The sequence below is a fragment of the Candidatus Paceibacter sp. genome, from assembly GCA_013360865.1.
In the GTDB taxonomy this organism is placed as follows: domain Bacteria; phylum Patescibacteriota; class Minisyncoccia; order UBA9983; family UBA9983; genus SURF-57.
Map to the genome: position 1 here is coordinate 1 of JABWAS010000018.1, position 16,321 is coordinate 16,321.

General features: G+C 44.4%; 21 protein-coding genes and 2 pseudogenes. 4 read left to right on the plus strand and 19 right to left on the minus strand.

The window, feature by feature from the left end; translation table 11 throughout:
* Positions 1–510 (plus strand): peptide deformylase (locus tag HUT38_03690; GenBank protein ID NUQ57558.1); only part of this gene is annotated, 510 nt, incomplete at its 5' end.
* Positions 511–716: 206 nt separating this feature from the next.
* On the opposite strand, the gene HUT38_03695 is transcribed toward HUT38_03690, so the two are convergent.
* Complete coding sequence (locus HUT38_03695; GenBank protein NUQ57559.1) at positions 717–1,025, minus strand: hypothetical protein; 309 nt, start codon at positions 1,023–1,025, stop codon at positions 717–719.
* 85 nt (positions 1,026–1,110) lie between these two features.
* Here HUT38_03695 and fmt point away from each other — a divergent pair, with 85 nt between their 5' ends.
* On the plus strand, positions 1,111–1,995 hold the full coding sequence (gene fmt / locus HUT38_03700) for a methionyl-tRNA formyltransferase (GenBank protein ID NUQ57560.1): 885 nt from the start codon (positions 1,111–1,113) through the stop codon (positions 1,993–1,995).
* Here the strand turns inward: fmt and HUT38_03705 are convergent.
* The 13 genes and pseudogenes from HUT38_03705 to HUT38_03765 all read right to left on the minus strand — a co-directional run bounded on the left by HUT38_03705 (position 1,992) and on the right by HUT38_03765 (position 10,041).
* A complete protein-coding gene (locus HUT38_03705; protein NUQ57561.1) occupies positions 1,992–2,198 on the minus strand; it encodes a hypothetical protein in 207 nt (68 codons plus the stop codon). The two genes, fmt and HUT38_03705, sit on opposite strands and share 4 nt — an antisense overlap.
* Positions 2,168–2,623, minus strand: coding sequence for a hypothetical protein (locus HUT38_03710; protein NUQ57562.1), 456 nt, complete (start codon positions 2,621–2,623; stop codon positions 2,168–2,170). Before HUT38_03710 ends, HUT38_03705 begins: the two co-directional genes overlap by 31 nt.
* 20 nt (positions 2,624–2,643) lie before the next feature.
* A pseudogene (locus HUT38_03715) lies at positions 2,644–3,119 on the minus strand (peptidylprolyl isomerase).
* A gap of 192 nt (positions 3,120–3,311) precedes the next feature.
* Complete coding sequence (gene raiA, locus HUT38_03720; protein NUQ57563.1) at positions 3,312–3,683, minus strand: ribosome-associated translation inhibitor RaiA; 372 nt, start codon at positions 3,681–3,683, stop codon at positions 3,312–3,314.
* Positions 3,684–3,900: 217 nt separating this feature from the next.
* Complete coding sequence (locus HUT38_03725) at positions 3,901–4,320, minus strand: hypothetical protein (GenBank protein NUQ57564.1); 420 nt, start codon at positions 4,318–4,320, stop codon at positions 3,901–3,903.
* A gap of 131 nt (positions 4,321–4,451) precedes the next feature.
* Positions 4,452–4,715, minus strand: a complete 264-nt coding sequence (locus HUT38_03730) for a hypothetical protein (protein ID NUQ57565.1) — start codon at positions 4,713–4,715, stop codon at positions 4,452–4,454.
* Positions 4,716–4,779: 64 nt separating this feature from the next.
* Complete coding sequence (locus tag HUT38_03735) at positions 4,780–5,691, minus strand: hypothetical protein (protein ID NUQ57566.1); 912 nt, start codon at positions 5,689–5,691, stop codon at positions 4,780–4,782.
* An 18-nt stretch (positions 5,692–5,709) separates the two neighbouring features.
* A complete protein-coding gene (locus HUT38_03740) occupies positions 5,710–5,976 on the minus strand; it encodes a thioredoxin family protein (GenBank protein ID NUQ57567.1) in 267 nt (88 codons plus the stop codon).
* Positions 5,948–6,928, minus strand: a complete 981-nt coding sequence (locus HUT38_03745) for a cytochrome C biogenesis protein (GenBank protein NUQ57568.1) — start codon at positions 6,926–6,928, stop codon at positions 5,948–5,950. Before HUT38_03745 ends, HUT38_03740 begins: the two co-directional genes overlap by 29 nt.
* Positions 6,929–6,985: 57 nt before the next feature.
* Positions 6,986–8,545: a DUF1573 domain-containing protein gene (locus HUT38_03750; GenBank protein ID NUQ57569.1), complete on the minus strand. Its 1,560-nt coding sequence runs from the start codon at positions 8,543–8,545 to the stop codon at positions 6,986–6,988.
* Between the two features lie 110 nt (positions 8,546–8,655).
* Complete coding sequence (locus HUT38_03755; GenBank protein NUQ57570.1) at positions 8,656–8,994, minus strand: hypothetical protein; 339 nt, start codon at positions 8,992–8,994, stop codon at positions 8,656–8,658.
* A 104-nt stretch (positions 8,995–9,098) separates the two neighbouring features.
* Complete coding sequence (locus HUT38_03760) at positions 9,099–9,419, minus strand: SHOCT domain-containing protein (GenBank protein ID NUQ57571.1); 321 nt, start codon at positions 9,417–9,419, stop codon at positions 9,099–9,101.
* Between the two features lie 373 nt (positions 9,420–9,792).
* On the minus strand, positions 9,793–10,041 hold the full coding sequence (locus tag HUT38_03765; protein NUQ57572.1) for a hypothetical protein: 249 nt from the start codon (positions 10,039–10,041) through the stop codon (positions 9,793–9,795).
* A gap of 380 nt (positions 10,042–10,421) precedes the next feature.
* Between HUT38_03765 and HUT38_03770 the strand changes: the two genes are divergently transcribed.
* Positions 10,422–11,513, plus strand: a complete 1,092-nt coding sequence (locus HUT38_03770) for an SPASM domain-containing protein (GenBank protein NUQ57573.1) — start codon at positions 10,422–10,424, stop codon at positions 11,511–11,513.
* Positions 11,514–11,533: 20 nt separating this feature from the next.
* Here HUT38_03770 and HUT38_03775 read toward each other — a convergent pair whose 3' ends face one another.
* The 4 genes and pseudogenes from HUT38_03775 to HUT38_03790 form a co-directional block, all read right to left on the minus strand.
* Positions 11,534–12,508, minus strand: coding sequence for a hypothetical protein (locus HUT38_03775; GenBank protein NUQ57574.1), 975 nt, complete (start codon positions 12,506–12,508; stop codon positions 11,534–11,536).
* 9 nt (positions 12,509–12,517) lie between these two features.
* A pseudogene (cadA, locus tag HUT38_03780) lies at positions 12,518–14,453 on the minus strand (cadmium-translocating P-type ATPase).
* Positions 14,454–14,621: 168 nt separating this feature from the next.
* The gene (locus tag HUT38_03785; GenBank protein NUQ57575.1) at positions 14,622–15,056 is read right to left on the minus strand and encodes a thioredoxin domain-containing protein; all 435 of its coding nucleotides are present in this window, start codon (positions 15,054–15,056) and stop codon (positions 14,622–14,624) included.
* Positions 14,999–15,367 (minus strand): thioredoxin domain-containing protein, encoded by a 369-nt coding sequence (locus tag HUT38_03790; GenBank protein ID NUQ57576.1) that lies wholly within the window; start codon positions 15,365–15,367, stop codon positions 14,999–15,001. Before HUT38_03790 ends, HUT38_03785 begins: the two co-directional genes overlap by 58 nt.
* Before the next feature lie 76 nt (positions 15,368–15,443).
* On the opposite strand from HUT38_03790, the gene HUT38_03795 reads away from it, so the two are divergent.
* The gene (locus HUT38_03795) at positions 15,444–15,815 is read left to right on the plus strand and encodes a hypothetical protein (protein ID NUQ57577.1); all 372 of its coding nucleotides are present in this window, start codon (positions 15,444–15,446) and stop codon (positions 15,813–15,815) included.
* 88 nt (positions 15,816–15,903) lie between these two features.
* On the opposite strand, the gene HUT38_03800 is transcribed toward HUT38_03795, so the two are convergent.
* The coding region (locus HUT38_03800) for a hypothetical protein (protein NUQ57578.1) at positions 15,904–16,321 on the minus strand (418 nt) is incomplete at its 5' end.

Consider the following 16,321-nt stretch of genomic DNA (forward strand, 5'->3'; position numbering starts at 1 on the left):
GTGCCGCCGGAAGAAATAAAGAGCGAAAAAATAAAGAAACTCCTCGCCGATATGGCCAAAACTCTTTCCGCCACGCCGGACGGAGTGGCTTTGGCCGCGCCGCAAATCAACATCCCTTTGCGGATTTTTATCGTTCTTAAAGAGTTTTATGATATAAAACCGGAGGAAATTGAAAAACAAAAAGAAGAAACCTCCGACAAAAAAAGCGAAAAAGAAAAAAATACCATAAAACCCGTCGTCGTTTTCATAAATCCCAAGATCACAAAATTATCAAAGAAAAAACAAATCGTCCGCGAGGGCTGTTTGAGCGTGGCGGGAATTTTCGGCACGATAGCCAGAGCGGAAAAGGCCGCCGTTGAAGCGATAAACGAAAACGGCCAAAAATTTTCCCGCGGCGCCAGCGGCCTCCTGGCTCAAATCTTCCAGCACGAAATGGACCACCTAAACGGCGTTCTCTTCACCGACTTTGCCACTAATCTGGAAAAGATTGAAAATCCAGAAAAAATATAGATAACATAAAAAATAAAACCCTGAACGACACAGTTTGGTCGTTCAGGGTTTTTGATAAAAATTATTTATTCTTTTTTTCTAGTTCTGGAATGAACACATCTCTCCACCATTGTTTGGAGTCCATTGTGGCGATGAGCTCCTCGGGACTCTTCTCAGCAAGAAGAAAGATTTTTGGCCTTATATAAATGGTTCCAATTGTGTAGTTTTCATTTACCACACCCACTTTTACCAAATAATCCAGCAGAAGGATCGTTCCAAAAAAACGAATAGGCAAATTTAAACACTTCCTTATCAACTTGAAATTTCTCTTTCTTGTCTGCTGATATGTGCATAAATTTATCGGCACCATTTCCCCTTGCGCTGTTATACTCGTCATTTAAACTCTTATCCATTACCCATGTCTTAATATTTTCTCTATTCTCCTTAATGAATGCATTTTTTATCAGGTTTTCTGTCGCCTGAATCAATGGTCTTAGAGCATTAGAAACTTGCAAATACAATTCTTCTTCTTTCATTCTCTTTCTCCTTTCTTAAAGTTAAAAAATGAATTAATATAAACTTGTTAAAGATTTTAGGTAAGTAAAACATAACAAAGAACACATGTCAACCACAAAAAATCTCAACCTCGTCTTTTTCGGCACTTCGGAATTTGCCGTTAAAATTCTTGATAAATTGATTGAGAACGGCTATGTTCCAAGTCTTGTCGTAACTACCCCGGATAAACCTCAGGGGCGGAAGATGGTCCTCACTCCCCCGCCGGTGAAGGAGAGAATTACGAATTATGAATCAAGAATCAAAAATCAAATCAAGATAATTCAACCGGAAAAACTTAACCCCTCTTTATTCATGATTCCTGATTCTGAATTCTCGCTTTTTATCGTTGCCGCTTACGGAAAAATAATTCCAAAATCGGTTCTGGAAATTCCCAAATTCGGAACGCTTAACGTCCACCCGTCGCTTTTGCCGAAATTTCGCGGCCCATCCCCCATCCAATCTTTTATTTTAAGCGGAGAAGAAAAAACAGGGGTGACAATAATGCTGATGGATGAACTGGTAGATCATGGGCCAATTTTGTCAATCTCAAATCTCAAATCTAAAAACTCAAATCTGAATGCAAAAGAATTAGAGGAAAAACTGGCGGAGTTGGGCGGGCAGATGTTGGTTGATGTGATTTCGAAATGGGTAAAAAGAGAAATTAAAGCTCAAGAACAAGACCACGCCAAAGCCACTTTCACCAAAAAAATCACCAAAGAAGACGGCTTGGTGGATTTGGAGAAAAACAGCCCGGAGATTGTTTACCGTAAGTTTTTAGCTTTCCAGCCCTGGCCGGGAATTTATTATTTTACCGAAAAAGATGGCAGCAAAATCCGCGTAATAATCACAGATATGGAGTTGTCCGAAACAGGCGAACTAAAAATAAAAAAAGTAAAACCGGAAGGAAGAAACGAAATGAGTTACGAAGATTTTTTGAAAGGAAACCGCTAGCCATAAACCAGCGGCACGAAAGCGAAGCCGGGATACTCTTCGGCTTTGAATTCGGTTTCTGATTTTCTGGTCAGCAAAATTATAGAGCCCTTTACCGGCGCCACCAGCCTGCCGCCGGTTTTAAGCTGTTCTTTCCACGCCGACGGAATTTCCTCTCCCGCGGCGGCGGAAATTATCCTGTCAAACGGCGCGTTTTCCGGCATACCTTTAACGGCGTTAAAGCAATGAAACTCGGCGATTTTTCTTTTGTAAAAATTAGTTCCGGAATAAGTTCTATGGCAAAAACCTTACCACCGATGTCCGACCTGCCACGTTGGGAATCGTTTAACGTGGCAGGTCGGACATCGTAGACTATGTGCGCCAACAGCGCTGTCTGCCAACCAGAGCCAGAGCCGATTTCTAAAATCCTATTTCCCCTCTCCGGCTGAAGCAACTCCAGCATAAAGGCCACCGTCAACGGCTGGGAGATTGTTTGTCCGTAGCCTATGGGCAGCGGCGCGTTCAGATAAGCTTTATCTTTTAAATCCTCCGGGACAAAATCTTTCCGGTCTATTTTATTGAAGGCATCAATAATAGCCGGCGTTTTCAAAACTCCTTCGTCAACCAGCTCTTTTATGAGAAATTTCATAAGCCAAACCTAACCCCGTTTTACTCTTCAACGACAACGGATTTTATGACAACATCCTTTATCGGATGATCGCCGCGCGATTTATCGGTAGCCACGTTTTCTATTTTATCCACTACATCCATTCCGGAAACGACTTTGCCGAAAGCGGTGTGCCGTCCGTCCAGCCAGGGAGTGCTTTCCGCCGTAACGATGAAGAATTGGCTGCCGTTGGTGTTCGGTCCCGCGTTGGCCATCGCCAAAACGCCTTTTACCAATTTATGAGAATTTATTTCGCGTCGTTGGACCAGTCGTCGTCTTTGCTGTTGGGATCTCCGCCTTGAATCATAAATCCTTTGATGACCCTGTGGAATTTAACCCCGTCGTAAAACCCCGACGTGGATAACTTTATAAAGTTGCCTACCGTCAGCGGCGCGTCTTTGTAAAAAAGCTCCAACTTAACGTCGCCAAAATTGGTTTTAAGGGTGACGTATTTTATATCATTGTTTTTTGTATTCATTTGTTCTTTTTTTATTTCACTTGAGGCGCTGCTTTTTGAAGCGCTGTCGCCACGCATGATCTGCGCTTTCGCGATCTGCTCGCTTAAAAATTTTTGCTCTATATTAAATGTTCGATAAAAACCAAATACCGTACCTGACGAACCGGCTACCATTACGATAAATATAAGCCAATGTACTCTGTTCTTCATTTTCTATTCTCCCAAAAACGGGATAAATTTCTTAAAAATTCTGGCGCTTCTCCTGACCACGGAAATTTTCTTGTCTTTTATTTTTTCCAGCTCCAGTTTCATCAGACCGTAAGCCTCGTCTATGGCGGCGTAAAGGTCCTCGTGCGTCGCCTCCACTCTCGCCCCTTTGGGGTTATGCGGAACGCGAATCTGAATTTCCGCGCGATAAACATCACCCTTCAGATGATGCGCCGTCGTCCGACCTATCTCCACCCACGCCTGGACGCTCTCGTCCATCCGACTGATGAACTTGTCCAGTCCGCCAACCTTCTTCTCCGCGTAATCGGTGATTTGCGGAGTAAGCTGCATATTGGTAACCTTGATATTTACTTTCATGAATTTATTATATTACACGGAAAAATTTAAGGCAACATAGTCTCAAACTCAACTCAAAGCACTAATGCCACAGATAAAAAACACACCGGAACCTATTTGAACGATAGGCAAAATAGGTTCTAAAAGAAAAAGGCCGTTATGGGCAAAGAATCGAATCAATGTTAATGACTCAATAACCCATAACGGCAGAATTATTTTTGTTTTTGAAAATTATCTTCTACCGCTGTGTTTTCATTGGCTCAAGCCAAAACACAGAAATCTCCCGGCCTCCCTTTAGAACAGCAAGCGGGTATGCCTCGCCCCTATACTTAAAGGCAAGTACCTTTCCGGCAACCCTATTCCCAAATTGCGGGTTTGCCTTAACCCACATCCCGAGTGTGATCCCATTGTACCCCTCCTCTGCCTGCACTTTCTGCGCTTCTTTGATCTCCTTGACTTTCATTTTCAGGAGATGGACTCTTTTTCTAATCTTGGCGGTCGCTTCCGAGAAGGTAGCTCGCTCTTCTTTAATCTTGGCGTCCATAACCAAGAAAACTCCCAAGAAAGTTCCTACACCTGAAAAATTAAAGGCGAGTATTGCTACCAAAACGACAGTTCTTAAGCTATACATTTTTCCTCTCCTTTCAGAAAAATTCAAAAAAGATAAATTTTCCAATTTTTATTAAATTTTCAATTCTGCAAGAAGTTTACACTATAAACCTAATTTTGTCAATAGAAAAAATAACGGCCTAAATAAGCCGTTATTTTTCAGAATTTACGGGTTTTTAATTACCTTGCCTGCTCGCTGTATTTGTTGTGAATCCAGGCAAAGACGTAGGCTAGAATGAAGGAGTAAACCCAAACCTGGACCAAACCGAGGAAAAACCCTCCCCAGGTTATTTTCATAGCCGGATCAATGTTGACCAGGTGCATAATGGAGCCGGCTAGCTTGGCCGCCAATTCGGGAGCAATCGCCACCAAACCGGCGCACAAAGCGCCGACGGCGGCCATAACATCAGCGACGGCAAAAGCGAACTTATTTTTCTGAAGCATAAAATTATTTTTTAACTTTTAATAATTTCGACCGATTTAAAGTTCAAAAACAAAATTTGGAATTTTACACTCCGCAGCCGCCGCCGGATTTAGGCCTCTGGTTGGAACCGTTTGACCTGGCTTCCAGTTCCTGTTTTATTTTCAAGAATCCCGGGCCGCTGGAATAATTATACCCCAAAATTTCTTGAGGGTCGGCATTTTCCCATTTTATCCCCTTGCCTGCCAAATATTGAGCGATTGTCGCGTAGGTGTCCGGAAACCAGAACGAGTTGAGCTTCAAAGCCGCTTCGTACATTTCTTTCTCGCCAATTCCCTGCGAAGCCATCAGTTCCAGAAAACCGAGCATCGCCATGCCGTGATTGCAGTCGGGGAAATAAGTGGAATTGCCGCAGCAAGGGCGGTAAATCCCTTTGGAAACTTTTTCCACCAATTTTTGCTGCTCGCCGGTTAAGACGATAAGCGGGTGGCGGGAATAATGGTCCATTGCGTTGCCTCTTGCCAGCGTCCAGCCGCCGGTGGAAGCGAATCTGTCTGCTCCGCCATATTTTTGGTCGCTCATCGGCCCTTTTTCCAAAATTGGATTTTTATTGCCCAGGCCCAGCGCCCAAAGAAGATTTAAAATCACTCCGGCGTTTCTTTCGTTTATTTCCAGATTGCCGTTATCGCTTTCTTCCAACAGGCGGCGCTCATAATCGTCCAACCCGCCCCGACTGGCGTAAATTTCCAAAAATTCTTCTTTGTCTATCACGCCGACGCTGGCCATCCTCGCGCCCAAATCTCCCCATTTCACCGGCAGGATGGTACTCTCAAGCGCGATTATTTCTCCGGCGGACTGATTTTGAAACTGCTCCGAGGTTTCCGCCGAAGCTTCCGTTTTTGTTTCTGACGATTTTTTATTGGCCGAGTAAACCAGCGATCCGGCCACAATCAAAGAGGCGACCAGAATACTTGCCTGAAACGAACGATTTTGTTGCATAAATTTTTGCCTTTCGGCTTATTTTTTAATTTTTCTTAATTCCTCAATTTTGTTTCTTAATTGTTCCTCCGTGGCTCCGCCCATGGCAAAGAATTCTTCGTTTATCAAAATACCCGGGCTGGAAAGAATATGATGTTTCTGCACCAGTTCCATACCTTCTTTGGAGAACATATCCACCTCCTCCAGAACAAGTTCCGGGTAGTCGGTTTTTAATTTTTCAATCGCTTTTTTTACGGAAACGCAATGAGCGCACCCGTTAGGCCTGATTAATGTTATTTTTAGCATATTTTTTATTTATAAAATTCCAAAAAATAATTATTCCGATAATACCCGCCAAAGAAATCCAGGGCAATACTCCTCCCCTGCCTTCCGGAATTTGAAGCGATGATTCCAGTATTTCCGATTCCGCTATCTTCGGCGCGACAGTTTCCAGAAATTTGTTCCATCCTTCGTGGATTATGGACTTCTCAAACCAGGCCATGCCGAAAACGCCGTAGTTTAAAATAAATGCTCCCAGCCCGACCATCGCCCAGGCGACCCATTTTTTTACTTTGTCCTGATAGAGGACTATTTTCCCCGAGGCGTTTACGCCAAACAGCGCCAGCGCCACCAGAAACAACAGCGGCAAGAGCCTTCCTAGTCCGTGCAAGGCTCCAAGAGAGGCGCCCACCGCGGGCAATCCAAGCGTAGCCACATAACCGAACAGAATGTAAAAAGCGGGATTCGGACAGCCGACGCCGGCATTACCCAGAAAAAAGCCCAGAAAAAAGCTTTTAATGTAATCGTTTTTATTCTGCAATGACGCGGGCAGTATCGTCTGTTTGAACGGCAGTTTAAATTTCACTAGGCCTAGCTCGGAAACACCAAACAACAACGCCGTCGCGCCGCCCAACACCAGCATATAACTTATCACTTTATAAAGCTGGACAAATCCTCCCAGCCAGCCAAGCGCCAAGCCGTAAAGAGCGAAGGTTAAAATCAGCCCCGCGCCGAAAAGCAACGCCATTATAATCCCCTTGCCCGCCTGTCGCGATAGCGCCAGAGGCACGATGATAAAAATCAAAGGGAAAGTGCAGGGCAAAAATATCATGGACAACCCGGCCAGAAAAGCCAAAGAATAGCCCGGGATAAATTGCGGCGAAGTGAGCATGGCAAAAAGGCCGATAACAGTTATTGCCAGCAGTCCGAAAACGGCGGAAATCAAAGCTATTTTCAGTGAATAAAATTTCAGGTTCATTTTACACCAAGGACCGACCTTGATAATGATTCAGGACGGCCCTTGATTTTACTGCGACTACGGAGTGACGTTAATGTCCATCATCAGACGCATCGGCTCCCTGGACGAATCGGTTTCAATGTAAATCGCTTTTTTGGCCGGACCGGTGCCTTGCGGCCCGTGGGCGGTCGGGTCAACCGTCGTTTCCACCATCATTTCTTCGCCGGGCATCATCGTCACGTTGGCGTAATTATTACCGCCGTGGCCTTTCATCCCGAACGGCCCGAATTTTTTGCCGCCAACCGCCGTAAGCGTTGCCTCCGTGCACATGCAGGAAGTGTAAATGCCGGAAATCTTTACCGGCTTGTCTCCGGTGTTTCTCATCTTGAACGTGTGATTGACGTTGCCTTTGGACATGGAAACCGTGCCGAAATTGAAATAATCGTCTTCAAATGAAATTGTTCCCGCTTTTTCATTCGCCATCGCCACGCCTCCGGACATTTCGCTGACGCCGTTGGGCATTTTGCCGACGGATATTCTCGCCGTTTCCGCGTCGCTTGCCGTGTCTATCACCGAAACGTCGTTGCTCAACAAATTAGTGATGTAAACTTTTTTACCGTCTTGGGAAACCGCCACGCCGTGAGGAGCCGAACCGGCTTTGATTTTTCCGACGATGCTCATATCCTGCATGTTGATCTTGTAAACGTAATCTCCCGTCGGCTGATCGAAGTAATAACCCTGGTCGGCCATGTAAACAAATTTGGAATCAGGAGTCGGGTAAAGCTGCACCGGTCCTTTGGCGTCGCCGGGCAAATCAACGTAGCTTAATTTTTTATTGGCAATGTCGTAAACAGCCAGCGCTTTAGCGTCGTAAACTGAGGCCAGGGCGTACTTGCCATCGGGTGTTACGCCGCTTTGCACCGCCGCGCCTTTAAGCGGCACGTCGCTCAAACTCATGCTGCCAACATCAAGAATACCGAGGCTTTTGCCTTTAAGCATCGCTATGTAGGCGGTTTTGCCGTCGGGAGAAATTCTCAACCCGTGCGGCTCGGCGCCGGTTTTTGTCATCGTCTGTTTCTCCACTTCATAAGTCATAGCATTGACTTTATACACGATACCCTTGCCTTGCGAAGCCGCTATGGCGTACCGACTGTCCGGCGTGAGCGCCACGTGGGAAAGGTGCATGTCTGTCCCCAGGGGAATTCTTTTTACGATCTCATCCAGATAAGAATCAATGACGATAAGCTGGTCTTCGTTGCTGGTGCTTTCCATGCCGTGCCCTTCATCGGCTCTGGCTTGTTTGATGAAGAGAAAAGATTGTTTTTGCGCTTCTTTTTTAGCCATGGCGTTGCCGGTCACCCAGACGGTTTTGCCGTTTGGCGCGACCTGCACGTTGTGCGGCATAAAGAATATTTTTCCCTCCGCCGATTCCTGCGACAGGTCAATGTTTTTGATCACTTCATTGCTGGCGGCGTCCAGGACGGCAATTTTGCCCTCTTCCTCCACCGCCACGTAAATTTTGTTCTTTTGATTTCCTTCGGCGCTTCCTCCGTCTTTCTTGCCAAGAATCAGCCAGGAAGTCAGCCCGCCGATAACAGCCAGCGCCAAAATGGAAATTATTAATTTTTTATTGTTCATTTTTGTTTGATGATTTTAATAGTTAGTTTTTAAATAGACTTTAATAGTTTACCACGCCAAAAAACGTAGCAAAATACTCATCGAAGTCCGGTGTCGATGAGTAAGTTAAATTAAAAAGAGTTGGGACTGTTGAGTTGAATGGAAAGCCAATGGAACAATTTTAATTCGCCGGAAAAGTTTTGACTGAACAAGCGGCGGATAAAGTATAAAAACAGTCGGGCGTTTTTGGCAAAAGCGGCGAAAGAGAAAACTGAAACAACGCCCGCCAGAGCGAAAATCAAAACCACCAAAGAAAACATCTCTTCTTTGTTGATGCTTAAATTGTTTTGAATTGCTTCAAAAAGACAGCCGTTGTGGTCAAAACAGGTCTGGTGGTTCATGGCGTAAACGCCTAAAACCGCCGCGAAAATAAGTATAAAAACGGAAACTATGGCCAAAAATCGTGTCATTGGCATATATTATACCAAAAAATCAAAAAGCAAGCAAAACCCCGAGGAATCCCGCCGGGCGGGGTCCCGCCAGGGCGGGACATTCCACAGGGTATTTAACGGAATTACCTCAAATCTTTCTTCCTCTCTTCGAATTCGTGCTTGGTTATTTCGCCTTTGGCATAGCGTTCTTTGAGAATATTAACGGCCGATGAAGATGCGCCGCCCATTTTGCCCCACAGCCATTTTATCAGAACGACGATGCCCACGATTATAAGGATGTGCCACAAAACGGCGAATATCCAGCCGACGAAAAGAAACGAGGGCCCGAAACCGTAACTCATCATATTATTTGTGTCGCTAAAGTTCATAAAATTCGACCAATCGCCGCCATAATAACGGCCGCCCATCATCCCGCCGCCCATCATATTCATCATTCCCATCATCGGCAAAAAGCCGGAGCCATCGGTCGGGTAAGCGGCTGACGTGTCGCATCCGCTCAAACGCTTGCCCATCACGGCGTGCATTTGTTCTTCCCCATCCTCGCCCATCATGGAAATCATCATTTGATTCATCGCCGCGTGACTTTCGCCGGCCATCTGCCCCATATAATACTCTCCCAAAAATTCAAAATCATCGTCATTCAAATCGGCGCAGGTTTTTTCTTTAGCCTGCAAAGCGTCCCAAACTTTTTTACCCTCCGCTTCCGCCTCAAAGGTATGGTCGTCTGTTTGGGCGGCGACAAAACCCGCCGGAATTATAAAAGAAAAAACTAAAACACCCGTCAACAAAACGAAACTTAAAGATCTTTTAATTGTCCTAACACTCGCACTTTTTGTCATCATTTTTAAATTTTAAACACCTCTCCTTAATAATGCAATACACCAGCTTTAAAAAAACGATCGTGCCGGCAATGGTAACGATGTAGGAAATAATGATAAGCCCGCCGCCCCAGAACAGCGAAGCGGGGTCTTTTTGCGTTATTTTGGAATTAGACATCAATAAACCGGCTTCTCCCGTTTTAGGTGCTTGCTCTGTATTAAAATAAGCATGGCTCAAGTGCTTCATATTTTAAATTTATTTTACCACCGGATTAAATTTTTGCCACATAGTGGTTAAAACAGACATTTTACGACGTTTTATTGCGTAAATATTAAATCCATGATACGAATATTTAAAACCGTATTTTACATGTTATTTAATAATTTAATTTTGAAAGGAGGTGATAAAAATGTCTTTGCTTGCGGAAACAAGAGAAGCTGTGAAAAAAAGAGGTGCTTCGTCTATATCGCCAAAAGTGTTTTCGGTCAAAACAGAAAACACTCAAATGCAATGTGGCGGAAGATATGCTAGATATCCAAAAAAAGTTTAATTTCCTGATTATTTCGAGGTAGATATTTTTCTAGCAAATGTCTACCTCGTAGTTTCTATTTAGAGGAGGAATTCCTTTGATTAAAATAAATCCCTTGTTGTATCCGATTTCAACCACCTGTAATATAGCTTGCGCTTATTGCTTTCACAGAAATAAAGAGCAAAACAATTTCTCAAAACACATGAGCGTTGATTGCTTTGATAAATTCTTGTTATCGTGGATGAAAATACTACCTAACAATGGCGAGTTTGAAATAATTTGGCACGGCGGCGAACCATTATTGCGAGGAATTGATTTTTACAAACAGGTTGTTGAAATTACTTTTAAACATTCCGATAATAAAAGAAATTTTTCTCATTGTCTGCAAACTAATGGCACATTGATAAATGAAGGGTGGGCTAAATTCTTTAAAGAAAATAATTTTAAGGTTGGATTAAGTATTGATGGCCCGTTGGAATCTCACAACTTTTATAGGAAAGACAAAAACGATAAAATCATTCTCAAAAAAATAAAAGACAATGTGTTAATATTGCAGGAACACTCTGTTTCTTTTGGCCAAGTTGTCGTTGTTCACAGTGGAAACGTTGATTGCCCCCAAGAGATTTTTGATTTCTCCAAAAAGTTGGGCGTAACCAAAATTCAGATAAGCCCATGTTTTGAAATTGAAGAGAACAAAGCGCTACCGTTTTCAATTCACCCCGAACAGTTCGGAATTTTTATTTGCAAACTATATGACATCTGGCTTAAAGAAGACAATCCGAAAATATCTATAGGATATATAGACGACATTGTTGAATCTTTTTTAGGTTATGATTGTTTTAATTGTTTACTTAGTGATCGGTGCAATAATTTTCTGGTTATAGACTGGGACGGAAACGTTAAGCCGTGCGAAGAATTATTTGGCAACAAAATTATTTTCGGAAATATAAACGAAAAAAGCATTGAGGAAATTACTGCGTCAAGTTTGTATAGTAATTTCTACAGCCGCATTTCTCAAAGAAGAAAAGATGTTTGTGGTAATTGCGGATGGTTTGAAATATGCAAAGGTGGCTGCCCTCATCATTGGCCCAGCTTCCATGCAGGCAAAACGGTTTTATGCGAAGCCAATAAGATAATTTTCGGACATATTGGCGAGTCTATCAAAAATATATACTCAAAAGGGTCTTAGCTTTTCAGCGAAAGACCCTTTTACTTTGCTAATTTGGTAAAGTGAACTGCAGTATTTGCTACAAAATTGATGTAATTTTTATCAATTTGTTTTTTATTCTTTATATAATCAAGAATTTTTTCTTTAGTCTGATAAATAATATAATTTTCGAAATCAGACCGATTTGATAGAGAAATATTTTTTTTAAGTTCAGGTGACATTTTTTCACTATTACCGAGCATATACGATCTAAAAATACCATCGGGCGAAAGAGTTAATAGAACAGCTTCTTCAATTCCGGAATTAATCCCTTGTTCTTTAAAAAGCGGTATTTTGCAAAGACTTATTTTATCATGATCAGATAAATTGGTTTTAATATTATCTTTGTGCAATTGCCGAAAAAGATGATGCGATAATTCATGCAGTACCATTAGAATTCCTTCTTTTATATCTTTCGCGCTCCTTATTTCTAATGTTATAACGCCTTTTTTCGTATTAGCCCCGCCGGCAATGGATGAACTTTTTTGGGGGATAATAAAAATATTAACAATTATTTCGTTAATTTTTCCAAATAAATTTTCTAACAGCTTAAAAAATTTTTTGTTTTTTTGGTCATTAATTGACTTATAAATTTTTTTTGATATAGCGTCTATTTTTTTTCCATCCTTTAGCCACAGAATATTGAATTTTTTTTCAAAAACTTTGAAAGCGATTTTTAATTCTTCAAATTCTTTTTTACTTACCGATTTTGATACATTATCCCAAATATCATTTTCTTCAGAATCAATAAAAGGTTTACCTAAATAATGATTGGTGTTTTCATCATCAAAATCATATTTTTTAAAAATTGCTTTTAGTTTTTTTAGAGTTTTTTTTTCTTTCTCATCAAGATGGCCAATAGTTTCAAACCATAATTGGTTGTATGTTGGATTGCAAGAAAAATGCCACTCGGAAAGATTGGATAAAAAAAAGAACTGCTGGGCCGTTTTATTAAATTTTACTTTTATTTTTTGCATTTACTATTTTTAATCTTTTAATTTAGGCTCTACTCTTTTTAATAATACCGCATTGACGGCGACAATAATAGAGGAGGCCGACATCAACAAAGCCGCCACCTCCGGCCGCAACGCCAGACCAAATTTGGAATAGAATACTCCGGCCGCCACCGGAATGGCCAGCACGTTGTAAATGGCCGCCCAGAAAAGATTCTGCTTCATTTTCTTGACCGTTTCTTTGCTCAAGCGGATGGCGGCCACTATGTCAAACGGGTCGGACTTCATCAGGACGATGCTGCCCGTTTCCTTGGCCACGTCCGTTCCGGCGCCGATGGCAATGCCGATGTCTGCTTGGGCTAAGGCTGGGGCATCGTTGATACCATCACCCACCATGGCCACAAACTTTCCTTCTCCTTGCAAATTTTTGACGTACGCGGCCTTGTCCTGCGGCAGAACTTCGGCAAAAAATTTTTCAATCCCCGTTTCTCTGGAAGTTATTTCCGCCGTCAGCCGGTTGTCTCCCGTTATCATTATCCGTCCGGGGCGCGGCAGACTTTATCGAATCGGCGGCGGCGATGACTCCGGCCGCTTTGCCGCCGACGGAGATCCACACCACCGTCTTCCCTTCTTTGGCGAATTTGTCGGCGCTTTGCCGCAAGCTGTTTGGAATTTCCACCCCTTGGTTTATAAGCAAGGCCTCCTTTCCGGCCAGCACGGCTACGCCCTTTATCACCGCCCGCACGCCCAGCCCGGCGTACGACTCAAACTTCTCCATCATCTGCGCCGGCGGCAAATTTCTGGCTTTAACCTCTTCGCTTATCGCTTTCGCCAGCGGATGACTGGAACCCATCTCGGCGTTGGCGGCGTATTTTAAAACGTCGTTTTCGTTAAAACCATTGGCAACGGCAATGTCTTTAACTTTCGGCTTGCCTTCCGTTATTGTCCCCGTTTTATCCAAAATAATTGTGTTTACGCGTGAGGCGTTTTCCAGAGTGGCGGCGTCTTTTATAAGTATATTATGTTTGGCGCCGATGCCCGTTCCCACCGCCACGGCCGTAGGAGTGGCCAGGCCGAGCGCGTCCGGACAGGCGATCACAACCGCCGATATGGCGAAAGTGAGGGCCGTCAAAAACGAAACATCGGCAAAAGCGTACCAACCAGCGGCGGCCTTGTCGGCGATGCGCTGGCCGGGCGCTTTGGAGTTCTGGGCCGTTTCCACCATTTTGATTATTTGGGCCAAGAGTGTTTCCGCCCCGATTTGAGTGGCTTTGAATTTCAGCATCCCGCTTTGATTGACCGAGCCGCCGATGACCTTGTCGCCTATTTTTTTGGACACGGGCAAAGATTCTCCCGTGACCAGCGACTCGTCCACCGCTGACTCGCCTTCCTCAACCTCGCCGTCAACCGGAACTTTGTCGCCCGGGCGAAGCACCACTATGTCGCCGTGTCTGATTTCGGAAGTGGAAACAGAAACTTCTTTTCCATTCCTTAAAACCGAGGCTTTGGGCGGCACGAGATTAAACAACGCCCGAAGCGCTTCGGAAGTGCCGCGCCTTGAGCGCATTTCCATCCAATGTCCGAACAACACGAAAGTGATAAGCATGGCCGCCGCGTCAAAAAATGTCTCTCCCGATGAAACAGCGCCGATATAAAACAGGACAGTCACAAGCGCGCTGAAGGCGTAAGCCGCCACGACGCCGGTGGCCACCAGCACCATCATATCCAGCTTCATCTTCTTGAGGGCGCTCCATGCGCCTGTAATAAATATTTTACCCGGCCAGAAAACCGCCGCGGAAGCCAGTATTAAGGAAACAAGGTTTGCTCCTCCGTCGGCAAAAAATCCTCCGGCGGCGAAAGGCGCCGGCAGGGTGAAATTAAAAAATTTCTCCGCGATGGGAGAGTAAAGCACGATGGGAATCGTCAGGATAAACGCGACAAAAAAACGGAATCTCATGTCCGCTTCCATCGCTTTGGCCATAGTCGGGTCGGCCATCATGGCACCGTGGTCGTGATGGTCGTGCGCCATTCCTTTCTTGGGAGAATCTCCGCCATGGCCGCCGTGACAAGCATGGGAATGATTATGGTGATTGTGTTGATGTTTGTTGTTCATGCTTGTTCCAAGGTAGCAAGGATTTTACTTTCCGGACAGCGCCGCGTCAATTATTGATTTAACTTCCGCGTAAGGTTGGGCGCCGTTGATGGTCGTCTTCCGGCCGTCTTTGGCGATAACCACGCTGAACGGCGTGCCCCGGACGCCGATATCGGCGCCGCCAGCCAGATCGTCTGCCACCCGTTTGGCGTACTTGCCGCTGTTCAAACATTTATTGAATTCCGCCTTATCAAGCTCCAAATAATCCGCTATCTCCGGAAGCCTGGCCGGATCAAGCCCGTCGTTGGACGGAGTAATTTCAAAAATTCTGTCCAGATAAGCCCAGAAGGCCGTGTTGCCGCCGAGCTCGCCGGCGCACTCCGCCGCTTCCGCCTCTTTGCGGGCTTTGGAATGAAGTTGGTCTATTGGGAAATGCCGGTAAACCCAGGCCACCTCGCCGCTCTTTTGCAGAATGGGCACTCCGTGTCGGAATACTCCACCACTTTGACGGTGGCATTGGGACTGCCCTTGATGTGGTCTTTGCTCGACACCGGCTTGATGGCGTCCAGACCCCTTATCGTTTCTTCTTCCCCACTCCGCGCCGCTTCGCTTTCTCCGCCATATTCTTTCTTAGACAATTTTCCATTACTAAAGATAACCGCCCCAGCTATCAAAGCGCCGGCTATGATGATGGCCATCGGCACCGCCATATTATTTTTGGGCCGCTCGGGCGAATTAAACCCGCCGCCAGAACTGTTTGAACCAAATGAACCGAAATTTTGTTCTTCCATATCAAATAATTATACAAGCATTAAATTTTCCCGCAATGTTTGCGGAAAAAATAAACATTGACAAGACCCTTATAAAATGCTTATATTTGAAACGGAAATCAAAACGCGGGTTTTGATAAAAAACACGGACATTAAAAAGAAAGGATTAAAAATGGAATCACTTACTAAAATATCAGGAATAATAATAGAAACCAATTATTCTCAGGAAATAAAAAATTTTTTGGAAGATATTCAGCTTGGCTTCTTCAGCAATTTTGTAAAATCCGTTAATTTAAAACACAATGGCAATAAATTAAACATAACTCCTTATGGCGTTAATAGTTTATTTTTTGGAACATCAATCAATAGTGTTATTTTAATGTCAACTGATCCAACCTTTTCAGATGTACACACTCTGTCTTTCAAAACATCGTGTTCTTTTAGCATCTCTCCTTTTATTCCTAAGTAAACATTATAAGGCCAGAGATTTATCCGCCGCCGCGTTTCAGAAATCAAAATTTTCTGACTCGCGCGGCGGACTTTTTTATTTTATGCGCTTAGTAAAATCTCACCGGCACTATGAGTTGGTCGTCGTGTTCCGGTAGGCCGGAGGGGTTGTCTTTCTCAAAGACAATGGTGCCCGTGGCGGTGGTCGGGGTTTTGAAGGAAACTTCGGCTTTAAAAGGCACGAATTCCGTGGTCATCCATTCGCTTTGCGCCTGGGCGATACCGACGCCAAGCTCATTGCCGGCGGCATCCTTTACCCTTACCGGAAAGGACGCCTCAAAATACCAGTAGCCTCTCGCCTCGCCTTCCGCCACAAATTGACCTGAAACGGTATCCCCCGGCCGCGGGGTCGCGACGCGGATTAAATCCGCCTTTTCCAAAGTGTTGCCGATGTCTTCGGTGAAAGTCTTGCCCTCCGGCCCGACGCATCGGCGCGGATAACTTTCCTGCACCGGATATCCGACGCGG